Annotated in this window: 16 protein-coding genes and 1 pseudogene; 1 reads left to right on the top strand and 16 read right to left on the bottom strand. The window is 35.8% G+C overall.

Annotation, left to right across the window (positions count from 1 at the left end; genetic code table 11):
- Window positions 1-349 precede the first annotated feature (349 nt).
- The 16 genes and pseudogenes from ACFSUL_RS06020 to ACFSUL_RS05945 all read right to left on the bottom strand — a co-directional run bounded on the left by ACFSUL_RS06020 (window position 350) and on the right by ACFSUL_RS05945 (window position 13,689).
- Window positions 350-478, bottom strand: coding sequence for a hypothetical protein (locus ACFSUL_RS06020; RefSeq protein ID WP_377933620.1), 129 nt, complete (start codon window positions 476-478; stop codon window positions 350-352).
- Window positions 479-641: 163 nt separating this feature from the next.
- Window positions 642-1,298 (bottom strand): Type 1 glutamine amidotransferase-like domain-containing protein, encoded by a 657-nt coding sequence (locus tag ACFSUL_RS06015; protein WP_377933618.1) that lies wholly within the window; start codon window positions 1,296-1,298, stop codon window positions 642-644.
- A gap of 166 nt (window positions 1,299-1,464) precedes the next feature.
- On the bottom strand, window positions 1,465-2,334 hold the full coding sequence (locus ACFSUL_RS06010) for an AraC family transcriptional regulator (RefSeq protein ID WP_377933616.1): 870 nt from the start codon (window positions 2,332-2,334) through the stop codon (window positions 1,465-1,467).
- A gap of 425 nt (window positions 2,335-2,759) precedes the next feature.
- On the bottom strand, window positions 2,760-3,041 hold the full coding sequence (locus ACFSUL_RS06005; protein ID WP_377933614.1) for a hypothetical protein: 282 nt from the start codon (window positions 3,039-3,041) through the stop codon (window positions 2,760-2,762).
- A gap of 185 nt (window positions 3,042-3,226) precedes the next feature.
- Entirely contained in the window at window positions 3,227-3,820 is a 594-nt protein-coding gene (locus ACFSUL_RS06000; RefSeq protein WP_377933612.1) for a hypothetical protein, read from the bottom strand.
- A 181-nt stretch (window positions 3,821-4,001) separates the two neighbouring features.
- Window positions 4,002-4,466, bottom strand: a complete 465-nt coding sequence (locus ACFSUL_RS05995) for an HIT family protein (RefSeq protein WP_377933610.1) — start codon at window positions 4,464-4,466, stop codon at window positions 4,002-4,004.
- Between the two features lie 70 nt (window positions 4,467-4,536).
- Complete coding sequence (locus ACFSUL_RS05990) at window positions 4,537-4,995, bottom strand: VanZ family protein (protein ID WP_071413349.1); 459 nt, start codon at window positions 4,993-4,995, stop codon at window positions 4,537-4,539.
- 504 nt (window positions 4,996-5,499) lie between these two features.
- Window positions 5,500-6,777 (bottom strand): annotated as a pseudogene (locus ACFSUL_RS05985) (IS110 family transposase).
- A 143-nt stretch (window positions 6,778-6,920) separates the two neighbouring features.
- Window positions 6,921-7,196 carry a hypothetical protein gene (locus ACFSUL_RS05980; protein WP_125444188.1) on the bottom strand — a complete coding sequence of 92 codons (276 nt, stop codon included), beginning with the start codon at window positions 7,194-7,196 and terminating at the stop codon, window positions 6,921-6,923.
- Window positions 7,197-7,379: 183 nt separating this feature from the next.
- Window positions 7,380-7,622, bottom strand: a complete 243-nt coding sequence (locus tag ACFSUL_RS05975; protein ID WP_377933607.1) for a hypothetical protein — start codon at window positions 7,620-7,622, stop codon at window positions 7,380-7,382.
- Window positions 7,623-7,913: 291 nt separating this feature from the next.
- Window positions 7,914-8,555 carry a uridine kinase family protein gene (locus ACFSUL_RS05970; protein ID WP_377933605.1) on the bottom strand — a complete coding sequence of 214 codons (642 nt, stop codon included), beginning with the start codon at window positions 8,553-8,555 and terminating at the stop codon, window positions 7,914-7,916.
- Window positions 8,556-8,607: 52 nt separating this feature from the next.
- The gene (locus tag ACFSUL_RS05965) at window positions 8,608-9,405 is read right to left on the bottom strand and encodes a phosphotransferase (protein WP_377933603.1); all 798 of its coding nucleotides are present in this window, start codon (window positions 9,403-9,405) and stop codon (window positions 8,608-8,610) included.
- A gap of 802 nt (window positions 9,406-10,207) precedes the next feature.
- A complete protein-coding gene (locus ACFSUL_RS05960; RefSeq protein WP_071413344.1) occupies window positions 10,208-10,660 on the bottom strand; it encodes a hypothetical protein in 453 nt (150 codons plus the stop codon).
- A gap of 3 nt (window positions 10,661-10,663) precedes the next feature.
- The gene (locus ACFSUL_RS05955; protein WP_377933624.1) at window positions 10,664-11,431 is read right to left on the bottom strand and encodes a DUF3100 domain-containing protein; all 768 of its coding nucleotides are present in this window, start codon (window positions 11,429-11,431) and stop codon (window positions 10,664-10,666) included.
- A 121-nt stretch (window positions 11,432-11,552) separates the two neighbouring features.
- Window positions 11,553-12,755 carry a M20 family metallopeptidase gene (locus tag ACFSUL_RS05950; protein ID WP_377933601.1) on the bottom strand — a complete coding sequence of 401 codons (1,203 nt, stop codon included), beginning with the start codon at window positions 12,753-12,755 and terminating at the stop codon, window positions 11,553-11,555.
- A gap of 475 nt (window positions 12,756-13,230) precedes the next feature.
- Entirely contained in the window at window positions 13,231-13,689 is a 459-nt protein-coding gene (locus tag ACFSUL_RS05945; RefSeq protein WP_377933622.1) for a 2'-5' RNA ligase family protein, read from the bottom strand.
- Between the two features lie 185 nt (window positions 13,690-13,874).
- Between ACFSUL_RS05945 and ACFSUL_RS05940 the strand changes: the two genes are divergently transcribed.
- The gene (locus ACFSUL_RS05940; RefSeq protein WP_071413341.1) at window positions 13,875-14,768 is read left to right on the top strand and encodes a DMT family transporter; all 894 of its coding nucleotides are present in this window, start codon (window positions 13,875-13,877) and stop codon (window positions 14,766-14,768) included.
- Window positions 14,769-14,952: the final 184 nt, after the last annotated feature.

Here is a 14,952-nt window from a genome sequence, read left to right as displayed (position 1 = left end):
TCTATCTAACGAAAGAATCCATTCTGGAACTTCCTCTCTGTTCATTTTTACATCCACCTCCTACATAAATAATATTAAAACATTTTTTAATTTAATTCAAATAAAAATAAACTTTATTTAAAATAAATCAATTATCCCTTTGTTAGATGTTAACATTTAAAAAGATTACTCAATTTGAATTACTTATTTCCGCTATTTGTGAAACTAAAATAAGGCGTAACCTGAAAGGGATTACGCCTTTTATAAATCTCTTCTTATTCCATAAACCTGCCCAATAATTAAAATGGACAATAGCTGGTAATCAATTAGCTGATCTTCAGTTATCGCCCCCGTTTGTTGAAGAAGTTAATCAGTCTTTTTCTTTTATTTCTTTTAGTAATTTTATTATTTCTTCATTTTGCTTATATCCTTTTTTAAGCTGTCCTTCTATTGATAAAATAGTAATAACCACTACAATAAAACCTATAAGTATCCACACTACTATTCTCCCCCCTATTATTTCTTATTCAACCCTTCTTTCCTTTAATTGAGCTACGTATAGAGAAAGAGGACTGCTATGCCAGTCCCCTTCTTTTCTGTAATGCACCTTTTAGTTGAATAAGAAAAAAGTGATGCATATTTAGGACCCGGTTGCACTAAAACTAGAGCGTCTCATCCAATTTCTGAATCTTTGAATGGGAAAGCAAATAAACATTGCCTATAACGTCGATTTTGTCTCCCTTTACACGTAAAGCACAATCTTTGTTCGATGCATAAATATCTATTTCTTCCGATAGGAGAGATAGTTCGCTTTGAACCAGCCCCATGTTATTTTCAAGATCAAAATGAGACAGGACGGAAAAATTATCAAGACCGATTCCGTCATAAACAGAGTTCATTTCAACTTTATCTCCAAAGTTTTTCGAGCATAACCATTTAGCGGACATATTAATTGCACCAGCGCTTGCTCCCAGCACAACGGCGCTACTTTTTTTTATCAAATCCGATAATTCATATTCCTTCAAAAAACTATTTAGTTTAAGAATATCCCCTCCCAACAAGAAAATGACTGAAACATTTTGAATTATCGTTTGGGCCTCTTCCTTCTGTAAGCGATAATTAATTAAGTGATATTCGTCAAACATAATACCAGCCTGGTCAAGCCATGAGCGTTCAGTAGCACCATCATTTTCATAAATAGAAGGATTCGAGCTAATCATAGCTATCGATTTTCTATCAGTTATATCCCCCTGTAACACCCTGCCCAGATTCTCTGGAAAGAAATTGTTAAACCAACCTAAATAATAATGAGTTTTCATAAGTCCCCCATAGAAAAGTGTAAATAACATTTATTCCTTGCTTTACTTATTCTTTTTTCTTGTCACCAACAAAATACTCTCAATATGGCCCTTTACATAAAGAAAGAGCGCAAATTTTATTCTGGAATTGCGCCCGTTTACCGAAGATCGTATACACATGATGAACTTATTTAATCGGGATCCAGATCTCCGAGTATAAATCTGGACTACTTGGATCCTCATCCTTATATAATTCAAATTCTGGTGTACCCGCATGCTCATATCCAGTGGAAGGGAACCATTCGGAGAAAATCCGTTTCCACGCATTTTGCATCGCAGCAGGCATTGGTCCATGCACTTCAAAAACTGCCCACTTGGAAGCAGGGATTTCTAAGCTAAGCATTCCTTCTGGAACTTCCCCACTGTACGAGGTTGCCACCCAATAATCAAACACATTAGCCTTTTTTTGCTCTTCACTGACTTCTCCACAAGCACCTAAAACTCCTTTTACTACCCCGTCATTCAATTGAAACAGCAAATCGCTTGTTCCATTTTGATTGACCTCTTCCCAAAGTTCTGGAATGCCTGCTACGTTTTCTTCCTCTGCCACACAAGAAAATTCTCGCTTAATCCCAACAATTTGAAACACATTTTTCTCAACTACACTATACTTCATTGGTTCTGCCCCTTTCAAGGTAACCTGGATAATCAGGCGGTTATAGGCTTCCAGTTTTCCCTTATTCTTTCGCGCTTCACTTGGAGTAATCCCGTGCTGTCTGCGGAAAGCCTTCGAAAAAGCCTCGGGAGTGTCATAGCCATATTTATAGGCAAGGTTAATAATCTTCGCATTTGTTGTCAGCAATTCTTCTCCGGCCAATGTTAATCGCCGCCTTCTTATATAGTCACCAACCGTAATTTCTGTCAAAACTGAAAACGTTCGTTGGAAATGAAAAGGTGACACATTGGCTTGTTTAGCAATACTGTCTATCGTCATATCTTCCAAAATATTTTTTTCCATGTACTCAATTGCCTTTTGTATTGACTCCACCCATGCCATGGCCTTCAACTCCTTATTGTCATCTTAGCAACTTTTAAAAAACGTATCCTGTCAATTAATGCTTTGTTGTGGCAGGTTCGATTCACTTATTGTACGAAAGGGTAACTTTAGTGTAACAAGGATTTTATATAGAGCTCATTCATTTAGAACATGTTTGATCAAATTTTTTTAAAAACATGCTCTTACTATTTGCCTTTAGATAAAGGATATTAGCGATTATTTGATCAAACTTTTCAAAAGCTACATCAACATCCTTTACTCCATTAAACGGCCCTTTACATAAAGAAAGAGCGCAAATTTTTTTTGGAATTGCGCCCGATAATTGAAGAGTATATCACTATTTTATAATGCTCCTACACCAATTATGGATATACTCCACATAATTAGTGTGAAAGATAGAAAAGGCATTAAGAACACCCATCATTTTATTTTTTATCACGATTGGAGGTTTTGTATTTTTCACCTTTGCTATCATAGGTAACCCATTCACCAACAGGATTGCCATTTTGAAAATACCCTGAACGCTTTATGGTTCCATCGACACGATACCATTCCCAATAACCATCTGGCTGTTCTCCAATCATTTTCCCTTTTGACCATATTGTTTTTCCGTTCGCATGATACTTTATTGTGTATCCATCAATTACTTCTAATTTCTTCCCCTTGATACTGTTTGAGTGTATCAAATCACATTTTTCATTTTCCATAACTTACCTCCGATAACCATTTTTAAAATTTATATAACATTTCAATGAATATGTTAACTATTGCACATTTAGTGTACATTTCCATATACAACTTATTCAACATTCCTGCCACAATAATTGAAGAAGGACAATAGCCGGATCAATTAGCTGATCTTCTGTTATTGCCCCCTATAGTTGAATAAAGACTAATTATCCTTCTTCTTATCAATATTATCTTCAGTTGTACCCCAGTTTTTTCCTGATTTCTCCTCTCTTGAAAGGAACTTCACTACTTCTTCTCCCATTCCATCTTGTGAAGCTTCTGTTTTCTTAGGTAAGTAGAATCTTCTTGAAAGAAGTCCTTTCCCAAAATAAAATAAATAGTTTCTTTTTGCTGAAACTATTTGGAGTTTTGAATTAGGAATCATTTCTATACTTTTAGGCCCCACTAAGAATTTTTTTGTTTTTTTATCAAATGAAATAATGAGTTCATTCACACCATTTTTTTTTAATTTTTTATAAAGGTTTCTCCCACCAAATTTTGGTGTCAGTTTATATCCTATAAATACCATTATTTCAATAATTATTGCTGTCGCACCCATAATAATTATCCATTCAGTAGCACTCTGTGCAGTTGCCGAAAAATCATCCAAGTTGAGAAAGAATACAATTATACACAAGACAGGGAAAAAAAGGGCGAGAAAAGCAAACGCAATTTTGTATGGTGGTAGGTGAGTCATTAGCTCAATACAATCTTTGCGGGTTACTTCAACTTTAGTAGTTAAAATATCTGTACTCAATTTTAATATCCTCCTTCAAACTTAATTCTAGATGTTTCTTCTTACTTTCCCAATAAACCTCCTCAAACTAATACTCTCTAATTCTAAAGGGAATATAATCAGGAAAATGCGGATCTTATATAAGAGTAACATTTCTTGTTAAACTAAACTGCCCAATAATTGAACAAGGGCAATAGCCGGATCAATTAGCTGATCTTCGGTTATTGCCCCCTTTTGTTGAAGATAGTTTACCAATCATATCTTCCAATTTAGCTTTTGTTTCTGAGAAATGACTTTTCTCTATGGTAGTATCTTTTTGTTCTTCTATGTAAAAAGGTTGTTCCTCATACCTTGGAATAACATGCATATGGTAATGGCTCAAATCATTGAATTTACCACCGTTTTGACAAATCGTAATGCCATCAGGGTTATATAGTTTTTTTATTGCTCTTGAAATAATCATTGATGCTCTCATTATCGCATTAGCAGTCTCTATATCTAATTCTTCAACATCTAAATAATGTTGTTTTGGTAAGATTAAAGTATGTCCTTCATTAAAAGGCTGAATGTCCAGAAAACAACAAACATATTCATTCTCATATATGATATTTACTGGTTCGAGTTGATTAGATAGTCTGCAACCTAAGCACTCTGACAATTTAGTCATAGGTTTCTCCTCCTGAAATAATTCTCTTTTTGATGTAATCTCTCAATCTTTCTTCAATTAACCAGCCCGATTATGGAATATGTATCTTTATATTTTTTGAGATACTTTTATAGGTCCAATAACCTAAAGTAGCTCCTAGAATATTTAATATTATATTATCTAAATCAAATACTCCTAAGTTAGTAAATCTTTGTAAAACCTCAATAAACATACTTATTGAAAGAGTTATTAAAACAACAGTTCTAATACTTTTTACATTAATAAAAGTTGCTGGAAGTAAGAAACCTAAAGGGGCAAATAAAAAAACAACTCCAAAGGTATTGTACAACCAAGCATCAAGGTTATAGTGATCAAAATTAAATAAATAAGTTCGAATTGTATTAAAAGGAATATAATTATGATTAACATCACTAAAATCAGAAATATATTTGGGTGCATAATAACTTATGCCTAAGAAACTAACCATCATTAAAAAGACAATATAGATGAAAAGTAATAAAAGCCAAATTTTAGATAACTTTGATTTCACATTGATCACCTCTTATTTATAGAGATGTATGCAAGTCCTCTAGTTACTATTCAAATTTACCTCTTACCGTCCACCAGTTTCTGAGAAAAAGAACTAAGGGCGAAAGCCATTTTTAACATTCGCCTCCCTCTATAAATATTGATTTATCAACGGTTTGAGCCGTTGTAAGAGTGTCAAAAAATATTTTTCGACACGCCGATTAACAGTATTTTATAAACATGTGAAACTTTTACAGTAGTTGGGTACGCTACGCTGTCACTACTGGATAAACTTGGTTATTAGTGGTGAGGGATAGTATGTGATGCACCATGGATCTCTGCGTAGCTTATGATGACGTACCCTCCCATGTCTCTTGGCATCTAGTGCCTACATTCCTTCGTTCGGTCTAGTCATAAGGCAGAGGCTAGCGAAGCTCCTTTAGGGACTCGAGGTCGGATGGTGAAAATAGTGCCAGCTTCTCCGTGTCATCCTGTTGTCTAGTGCTTAATAAAAGGGATGAGGGCGTTAGACTACCTCTCCGAGACAAGGAATATCCTTCATCATTCGCTCTGCATCAAACGCTGTTCGCTTCGTGCTTATCCCATGTAATACCTTGAGTAGCTTACCGCAAAGTACTACTATTGATTGTTTCTTACGTAACGGGTTTTGTGTTCTATTTGTGTAATACTCATGCATTTTACGAAATGCTTCATTATGTCGAATCATCGGCATCATAACCCGGAATAGGAGGGATCGAAGCCTTCTTCTTCCACGTTTAGAGATTCGCTTTTGCCCTTTGTGTTGACCAGAGGAATTCTCACGTAAGGTTAATCCCGCGAGCTTCATTAATTGGCGTGGATCTTGGTAGTGTGAGAAACTTCCGATTTCAGCTAATAGGTCAACGATAGTCGTATCTCCTAGTCCAGGGACCGTAGAGAGCCATTCATATTCAACAGACGTTTGTACTAACTCGATTAGTTGGCTCGTGATCGTTTCAATTTCTTCTTCTAACTGGCGAAAGCGGTGAACGAGTGTGGCGATTTCAAAACGGGCCATCTGACGTCCTTCTGTGACACCAATAGACTGATCAGCGAGCTTAATTAATCGAATCGCTTTCGGTCTTTGAGGAGACTTTATCCCCTCTACTTTACGGTACAGAGACAGTACATCCTCTGGTTACTTCTGAACGAGGTCACTTGGAAACGGTGTACACTCAAGTGCCGCCAATGCCATCTTGCCGAATGATGGAAATACTTCAGTGAATTCAGGAAAATAGCGATCTAACCAACGAATCATTTGGTTTTTTACTGAACCTAATTCTTCCGTCAACTTCCCTCGGAAGGTAGATCCTGCACGAAGTTCGGCCTCCATGTCTTTTAAAATGCGAGGATAGCTAAATCTACCGTCTTTCAACAGGCGCGCAATCACAAGTGCATCCTTCCGATCGTTTTTCGTTGGCAGATTATCATCTAGTTCCTTCGAACGCTTGACGTGCATAGGATTCGCCATGACAAGTGGAATTCCCACATCATCAAGGAAATAGGCAAGATTTAGCCAGTAGTGCCCCGTAGGTTCAATGCCTACTAACACTTCTGTTTTGCCGAAGTTTTTCATCGCTTTAAGAATACGTTGATAGAACATCTCAAATCCACCATGTGATTGTTGGACAGAGAATGATTTTTGAATTACACGCCCCCGATCATCAACAAAACATGCGTAATGTGTACGCTTCGCAATGTCAATTCCAACGACGAGAGTTTGTTCGGTGACTTGATTAATTTTCTGATTTTGTTTAAAATCCATTATGGAGTCCTCCTTGGTTACAAATTAGGGGTCAATTCGGCGAGTTTTGACACCCCGTATCATACCAAGAGGGCTCTTTTTTGTTCAAGTCCCCGAAAATCCTTCTAACAGGAATGCTCCTTTAACAGAATAGGTTTACTTAATTAGCCTTTACGTGCATTTGTTTCTTCGTAAATGAAGACAACAAGAAAAATAATGAGGCTTACTGCTGTAACAATTACCCCCCAGAGCATAAACCCCATTGCTTCCCAACCTTTTGTATAAATTGTTCCAAGAACCAACATCGCTGAGCCTATACCAAAGGCAATGATAGGAAGATAATAGCCACTATTCCTTTTTATCAATGACCGTCCTTTTGTGGCTAACCAAACCACTGATACTGATAAATATAAAAGAGTCATTATAGATTGACCCGACACCACCATCCACTCCTTTACTCTATTCCTTTAATCTTCCCTTTTCTTGAACTAGCAAAGGGAGGATGCTTGAATTAGAAGATAACCAAATTGATAAAGTTTCCTTTATTCCGTTAAAGCACCATTAATGGAATAACTATCTCCCCAAGGACGAAGCGACCTAGTTTTAACATTTTAAAATATCGATCAGAAAACTCGGTGAAAGGTTGCGGCTAGCTTCGAAAGAATTTCAGGTAGTGGTACACCTCGATCAATGAAGAATATCTCACTAATAATAAGAGTTAAAAACCCAATCAAGGCAGACATCCAAAAAACTACTGTCCATATCTTGCTACCTTCATCTCTTCTTACATTTTTATGTTTCTTCTTTCTGTATAAACTTTGAGCCATTCTCAGCCGTTGATTTTTATCTTGTTTGTCGGAATTCATAATTTATATTCCCTTCTTTCAACGATCAACTTATTTGTTTAATAGAAAAACTTTTATATTTACCTAACGTTATTCCACTTTGCCCCTATGTGGCTTATTTCAGAATCCTGCCCTCTAACTTAATACCAATTATTTCAAAAAGGAATAACCCTTACAATGATTTTTTTCAGCAAAAAAAAGCGCGATATTAAATTATCGCGCCCGTTTGTTGAATAGCTTATTAACAACTGTTAACATCAACTTTATAAAATAAAGTTGGTTAAAAAATAAATTTCTATACACACCTGAAACCTAATTCCATGAATAAGGTACTTTTAAAACGGTAAGTTCTAAATTTTTAATATCACTTTCTTTACCGGTTCCATCAACTATTAAATCGACTGTCTTCAAGGGTTGTTGTTCTCTAATATATTGTTCTTCAGCAGGCATCCACAAATCTTCCCATAAGTGACGATTTTCTTCACCATCACGTTCGATACCTCTAGAAAGTCTTAATTCTTTTGGGCTTTCAACCCAAATTTTAAAATTATAATAATTATTTAGAGATTTTACTAATGAGTAACATCCTTCAATTACCACCAATCCTTCGGTAGGTAGATCATGCCATTCCGCCATATCATCTATATTCCAATCATATCTTTGATATTTTGTTTTTTGATTATTTCTAAGTGGCTCGAGAACTTGTTTTTTTACACGTTCGTAATCCCAATTTCCACCTATTTCATTGTTACTTACTTGCTTCCTTATTCCTGAGGGTTTATAAAAATCATCCATGTGAATGATAGTAACATTATTGCCTCCTACTTCTTTAAAAGACTGAGCTAAAGTACTTTTCCCAGCCCCACCACAACCATCAATACCTAACAAAAATATTTTATTGGTTATTTTGTTATCCAAAAATTTTTTATACAGATCCGATACTAATAATTTCATAAAATGCCCCCATAAAAGGATTTCCTCAACTATCTGGCCCTTAATACTATCCTTAAGCCCACTCTTTTCCATGTTCACGAATGAATTTAATATCTTTTTGATAATGTTCGAAATGACCTTCATCTATCATTTTTTGAAAAGCATTGTCACCTTCACTAGCTTTTCTTTTCATGTATTTACATAATCCTTCTAATCGTAGCAATACCATCTCCAAATAATCTTCTTCCATTCCCTCAATACCGTAAAATTCAAAAAACATTTTAACTCTTTGTTTTATACGGTCGACATCATGTGATGGACTATAATAAACTACTTCACCTGTTTCAGTATGGTATATCCTACTTAAAGGAACACAAGTGTAAAGAGTATAAGCTATATCCCAAAGTCTTGGACCAGGAGCAGCAATATCAAAATCAATAATACCTACGGGTTTTTCATGATTAAAAATAATATTGTAAAGGGCAGAATCATTGTGACATACAACCTCTATGTTATTTGGAGTATTGTCTATGGGCTTCCATTCATCTGATAATGGAAAGTCACTCACAGCATCATGGTAATGACGGAGTATCTTCGCTATTTCTTTTAAAGCCTCATTAGACCACATGTATTCTTTTAAAGGATAATTGCCAGCTTCTCCTTCGATAAAAGATAATACCTCTCTACCTTTTTCATCAATACCTAAAAACTTTGGTGCATAACTGAAACCTTTGTTTTCCAAATGCTTTAACAGCTTGTGAATTTTTGTGCTGTCTGATTTTAATTCTCGTCGAACAGTATCACCCGAACGATATACGTTTGAGACATTTCCTCCTGTTAGCATCTCTTCGTTTCCGTACTGGTTTTTCATTAAAATCCCCCTAGTTTAGGGACATTATGATTATGTCAATAGAGATGTATTTTCACCTAAAAATAAAAGCAGATACACAAAGGTATCTGCTTGGTTATGGGAATTTAATTGTCCACACCATGTATCCCTTGAATGATTTCAGATAGACAAATAAACGCATCCTTTAGAATAAAAGACCGCAACTGTCTCTATCCAATTAAATAATCATTTCAAGGCTATTCCACATGTGTAATATAGATTCCCCTTTCTTTACATCTCTATACATTATATTACCATATATTACTAATTAAATAAAGAAAACATAATAAAATTATTCAATTATTTTATCTCTATAGTCTTAGTACACTTCTTCACAATCCCATACCAAAAATCACCTAACATATTCATGTTTGTTTGGAAGCCTTATTCCAGAATCTGGCCCTTTAATGGAACAACTTGGCCTACCCTTTTTTAATCTTTTTTGTTAATAAACGGTGTTTAGCTTTTCCATGCTGCATCAATGTGAAGTATTGAATGCAGCTGGTTTGTTGGGATTCGATGCCCCAACAAACCACATATCTACAGCAAAAAAAAAGAATGGAAGAGTACCAGTATGAGATGACTGACATTGTATTCTTTAACCAACAGGTCTTCAAAATTGAGTCATTAAAAAGAACATAGAGAATCACTTTATTTATCAAAATTTAAAGATGTTACTATTTCCATAAAAAAACTTCCATGCTCTTTAAACACAAAAAAGGAAACGAATCCTCATTCGTTCCCCTTTTGTATTTAATAATAAATAAGATAAAACGATATGATATCAAATAATCCCTTGCAAACGAAGAGTTATTTCCGCGATGATTGCTGAACCCAAAAACGTTCCTAGTAATACACACATTCCAACAATAATTGTTTTCCAACCTAGTTTAGCAAAGTCTGCCCATGAGCGTCCTATTCCTATACCAGCATAGGCTAAAATGGGTGTAGCGATTGCTAAAAGGCTGACATCTGCCGTCCATTTTACAATTTGTTCGGATCCAGGCATGCCTGGAATTGTAAGGATAAAACCTAATACCCCAATATAAGCAATGCTTGGAATATTGAGTGGGACAAGCTTACCAATAATCAAGCCAGTTAAACAAATAAGAATTAATACACTCATTCCCGGGAGAGCTGCTATTGGGAGGATATCATAGCCAATCCAATTTCCAATTAATATGACGCCCCCGATGATGCATAAGACTAATAACCATTCTTGGATGTTCTTTAACATTGGTTACACCTCCACTTTTGTTTCCGTTTTTTTACTTTCTTTTCTTACCATCCATCCATAAAGTTTTTCTGTTAGCGGCAATGCAACGAAAATACTCACATATAAGCCTGTTACAGATGTTGCAAGATTACTCGCACCTGAGAAAGCAATAATTTGGTCTTTCATTTCAGGAAACATCTCAACGAGTGGGCCTAATGCTGCAGCTGCCATGCTTCCACTTCCTATACCTGTTGCCATGGCAAATGACAATGGATGAATAGGTGTAACAGTTGCCAAAAATCCTGATATTAATCCCATAAAAATAGCGCCAAAAACGGTTCCAAAAATGTATACCGCCATAATCCCACGCCCTTCTGGTGAGGAAAATCCGTATTTATCAGTTATTATAGCGACATTTGGCTCACGTCCTATGGAGTGTGTCATTCCAATAGATTCTCGTTTCAATCCTAGTAAAATGGCGATTGGAAGAGCAAGGAATATTGTTCCTATATTTCCTATTTCCTGTAACAACAGTGCAGGTCCTGCTTCAATAAGCTGTGGCAAGGCTGGCCCTGCTTGTACCCCGAACTTTGCAATTAGTAATGTTACCGATATAAAAACGAGTGACTCAGCGTTTTTGGACTGCTTTTCCTTAACAAGCGGTGTGAAGAATAATGCAATTCCAATAATAACGGCATATAGCATTGGTAATAACAAAATAACTCCTGGTCCTAACGGAATTTTATGTGTACCAATCGTCTCAGTCAGCAGGACGATAGCTAATACGATCATGTGTACACGCCAATCCTTCCAAAGTTGTTGTGCTTCAGCTGCCAAATTGATCATCCCCTTTATTTTTGATTCATTAAAGGGGCCATGTATCACCAGGCCCCTACTCAAATGTTTTTATCTTTTATACTTGTTGTGAAGATAAAGTTTTTGAACTGTTCTTCATATAGTGTAAAGTTGCTAGCCCAAGGGTTTTTGCAGCGATTAATAGTGCACGTTCATCCAAATCAAATTTGGGGTGATGATGTGGATAAGCTTCGTTCCAATCAGGACTTTTTGCTCCTGTAAAGAAGAAAGTACCTTTTACTTTTTGTAAATAATATGAAAAGTCTTCTCCGCCCATTATTGGTGGGGTTTCTTTAACAGCCTCAACACCTGGTACTGACTGAGCCAACTTTGCAACGAATTCTGTTTCCTCCTTGTGATTAACAGTAGTTGGATATCCTCTCGTATACGTATATTCATAGGATGCGTCTGATACAAGACAAGTTCCTTGAACGATCCTTTCAATTTCCTTTTCTATGGAGGTACGAATCTCCTCTTTAAATGTTCGAACTGTACCAGTTAAAGTAGCTGTATCTGCAATAACATTGTAAGGATTTTTTGCTTCAAAAGAACAAACGGATACTACAGCAGATTCTAATGGATCTACCTTACGGCTAACAATTTGTTGCAGATTTCCTATAAGTTGTCCTCCAATGACAATACTATCCTTTGTTTCATGTGGAGCTGCACCATGCCCGCCTTTCCCTCTAATGGTTATGTCAAAACGGTCAGGTGCAGCTTGGAGTGGGCCTGATCGATAACCTATTTCGCCTAATGGCATCTGTGCTTGCAAATGGGTTCCGAAAATAACATCCACCCCATCTAAACAACCATCTTTAATCATCGAAATGGCTCCACCCGGAGGTAATTCCTCAGCATGTTGATGAAGAAAAAGAACCGTTCCTTCAATTTCTGACTTCATGCTATTGAGAACCTTTGCAAGACCCAACAACGTTGCTGTATGCCCATCATGTCCACATGCATGCATAACACCAGTATTTACTGATTTAAACGGAACATCTGTTTCTTCATGGATAGGAAGTGCATCAAAATCTGCCCGTATCGCTACTGTCGGTCCAGGTTTATCTCCTTCAAGATAAGCTAAAACCCCATTTCCACCAACATTAGTACGTACTTTGTGGCCTAATTTTTCATGATAAGCAGCAATATAATTTGCCGTATTTACTTCTTCGAAAGAGAGCTCAGGATGTTGATGAAGATGGCGGCGAATATCGACAATTTCATTATAAATATCATCTAATCCTTTAAATAATTGATCCATTAACTCCACTCCTCTAATATGGTAATAATTGTTTACAGGCTAACTTTAGATATATAACTACCTTAATTTTATCACTAGTTTTCTAATAATTCCATATATTAATATAATTCTAAATTATAACAATATAACAACTTCAAACAGTTTTAATCAATAGAACTCTCGCTAGCATGGTTATTTTTTAAAAATCAAAGAGAGCACAAAAAGTATTGCAACAGTTCGTATTAAGCTACAAGGTGTGAATATAAAAAACAAATTTAAAAGATTTAACAAAGTAATCCGACATATTAATATACTTTTAAAAACTTCTATTAAAAAAGAGAGAATATTTGTAGATAATTACAGGGGAGGAACAGTGGCTTGTGGCTATTTGGGGGGTGACGCCAACAAACCACAAAATTCATACAAAAAATAAAGAAGAGAGTCGAAACCCTCTAATATGCTAAGTCAACTCTTTTCTTGCTCTTTTAAAAATATCCTACTCAAAGTGAAACCAAAACTCCGGCTCTGATTGGTCATCATTCGCTATAACCTCACAACATATACTATTAATTTTTGTTTCAAAAGTTGAGTCAAACTTACTCGTTTGCAAAAGTGCTTGTCGAAAATCCTTTTTGGATTGCAGCCTACCGATTGTGATATGAGGAATAAAGCTTACTTCTCTAAAATAATATTCTTTAAGAATGCCTGTATAGAGTAAATCATGGATTCTTATTATTTCATCATTTCCTTGTTTTACATTTAAAAATAAATATTCTCCTCCACTACCCGTTACACCTTGAAGCCTCAATGTAAAAGGACTTATCTCTCTCAAAGAATCATGTACATGCTCCTTTAACTCAAGAGTGCTAATGTCACTTTCAAACGGAAAAACGAGTGTAATATGGGGAGGAATAACACTGTATAAGGGATCATATTTTTCTCGTACTTCCTCGATTAATGCATTGTTTTGAAAATCTGGGAAAATGCAAATAGATCTTTTAATGATGGTAATACCTCCTTCTAAGTACGTCCGTTAATTAAAAAAATAAGTTACTCACCTGATTTTCAAAAAGTATGATAGCAAATACTTTGAATTTTTGTTCGTACATACTATGCCAAAGGGATTGGAGGAAGAGACCGATGGATAACAAATTAGCACTGCTATTTATTGGTGCGGGGGCATCGCTATGGGGAATTATCGGTATATTCGTAACATACCTTTACGAAATTGGCTTTACACCAACACAGGTTGTTGCAGTACGTGCTTTATCCGCAACTATATTTCTAGTAATTTATGTCCTTTTTAAAAATCGTCAACTCTTAAAGATTAACGTATCTGATAGCAAATATTTTGTAGGGACTGGAATTTTTAGTATTGTCCTTTTTAATTGGTGCTTATTTAGTGCAATTGAAGAAACGTCTATTTCCATTGCATCCATCCTTCTTTATACGGCACCCGCTTTTGTAACTATTTTCTCAAGACTATTATTTAAAGAAGCACTAACGACAAGAAAGGTTCTAGCCCTATTTATCACATTTATTGGTTGCTCATTTGTTATTGGGATATTACCAAATATGGATGAACCAGTCTCTTTATACGGGGTTATTCTTGGGCTTGGTTCCGGTCTTTTTTACTCGCTTTACAGTATATTTGGGAAATTCGCTCTCAAAAAATATGATTCTTTAACCGTTACCGTCTATACCTTTTTATTCGCGACAATTGCAGTAATCCCCTTCAGCAGTTTGTGGTCAGTATTGCCTTTATTCTTAGATATTAAAGTATGGATGTATATAATAGGGCTTGGTTTCCTCTCAACGATGCTGCCGTTCATTTTTTATACAAAGGGATTAAATACAATAGAATCGAGCCGAGCTTCTATAATAGCAACAATCGAACCGGTCGTTGCATCTCTAATGGGGTTTTTAATTTTCCACGAAAAGTTAAATTTATGCCAGTACCTTGGTATCATTATGGTAATTGCGGCTGTCGTCATTGTTCAAGAATCAACAAAAAGGCAAGTCCAAAAACGATAATTTCGAGCGAACATATTTATCGAATCTCCGAAAGAGTATTGATTTATCTAAAATGGAACTTACACCTAGCAAGCCATCACCCTTTTCCTTACTTCCCTTTTTACTGAATACAAAAAAAGAGAAGGCTACCCCCTTCTCTCTAGTCTTTCCATATTAATAATTCATAAGACCGAAACAAAAAAGC

The sequence above is a fragment of the Bacillus seohaeanensis genome, assembly GCF_042684945.1.
Taxonomy (GTDB): Bacteria; Bacillota; Bacilli; order Bacillales; family Bacillaceae_B; genus Rossellomorea; species Rossellomorea seohaeanensis.
This window is presented reverse-complemented; position numbering and strand designations above follow the sequence as displayed.

Bases quoted from the DNA above. Each gene is read 5' to 3' on its own strand.
- ACFSUL_RS06015 (WP_377933618.1), bottom strand. From the start codon at position 1,298: ATGAAAACTCATTATTATTTAGGTTGGTTTAACAATTTCTTTCCAGAG.
- ACFSUL_RS06010 (WP_377933616.1), bottom strand. From the start codon at position 2,334: ATGGCATGGGTGGAGTCAATACAAAAGGCAATTGAGTACATGGAAAAA.
- ACFSUL_RS06005 (WP_377933614.1), bottom strand. From the start codon at position 3,041: ATGGAAAATGAAAAATGTGATTTGATACACTCAAACAGTATCAAGGGG.
- ACFSUL_RS05995 (WP_377933610.1), bottom strand. From the start codon at position 4,466: ATGACTAAATTGTCAGAGTGCTTAGGTTGCAGACTATCTAATCAACTC.
- ACFSUL_RS05975 (WP_377933607.1), bottom strand. From the start codon at position 7,622: ATGAATTCCGACAAACAAGATAAAAATCAACGGCTGAGAATGGCTCAA.
- ACFSUL_RS05970 (WP_377933605.1), bottom strand. From the start codon at position 8,555: ATGAAATTATTAGTATCGGATCTGTATAAAAAATTTTTGGATAACAAA.
- ACFSUL_RS05965 (WP_377933603.1), bottom strand. From the start codon at position 9,405: ATGAAAAACCAGTACGGAAACGAAGAGATGCTAACAGGAGGAAATGTC.
- ACFSUL_RS05960 (WP_071413344.1), bottom strand. From the start codon at position 10,660: ATGTTAAAGAACATCCAAGAATGGTTATTAGTCTTATGCATCATCGGG.
- ACFSUL_RS05955 (WP_377933624.1), bottom strand. From the start codon at position 11,431: ATGATCGTATTAGCTATCGTCCTGCTGACTGAGACGATTGGTACACAT.
- ACFSUL_RS05950 (WP_377933601.1), bottom strand. From the start codon at position 12,755: ATGGATCAATTATTTAAAGGATTAGATGATATTTATAATGAAATTGTC.
- ACFSUL_RS05940 (WP_071413341.1), top strand. From the start codon at position 13,875: ATGGATAACAAATTAGCACTGCTATTTATTGGTGCGGGGGCATCGCTA.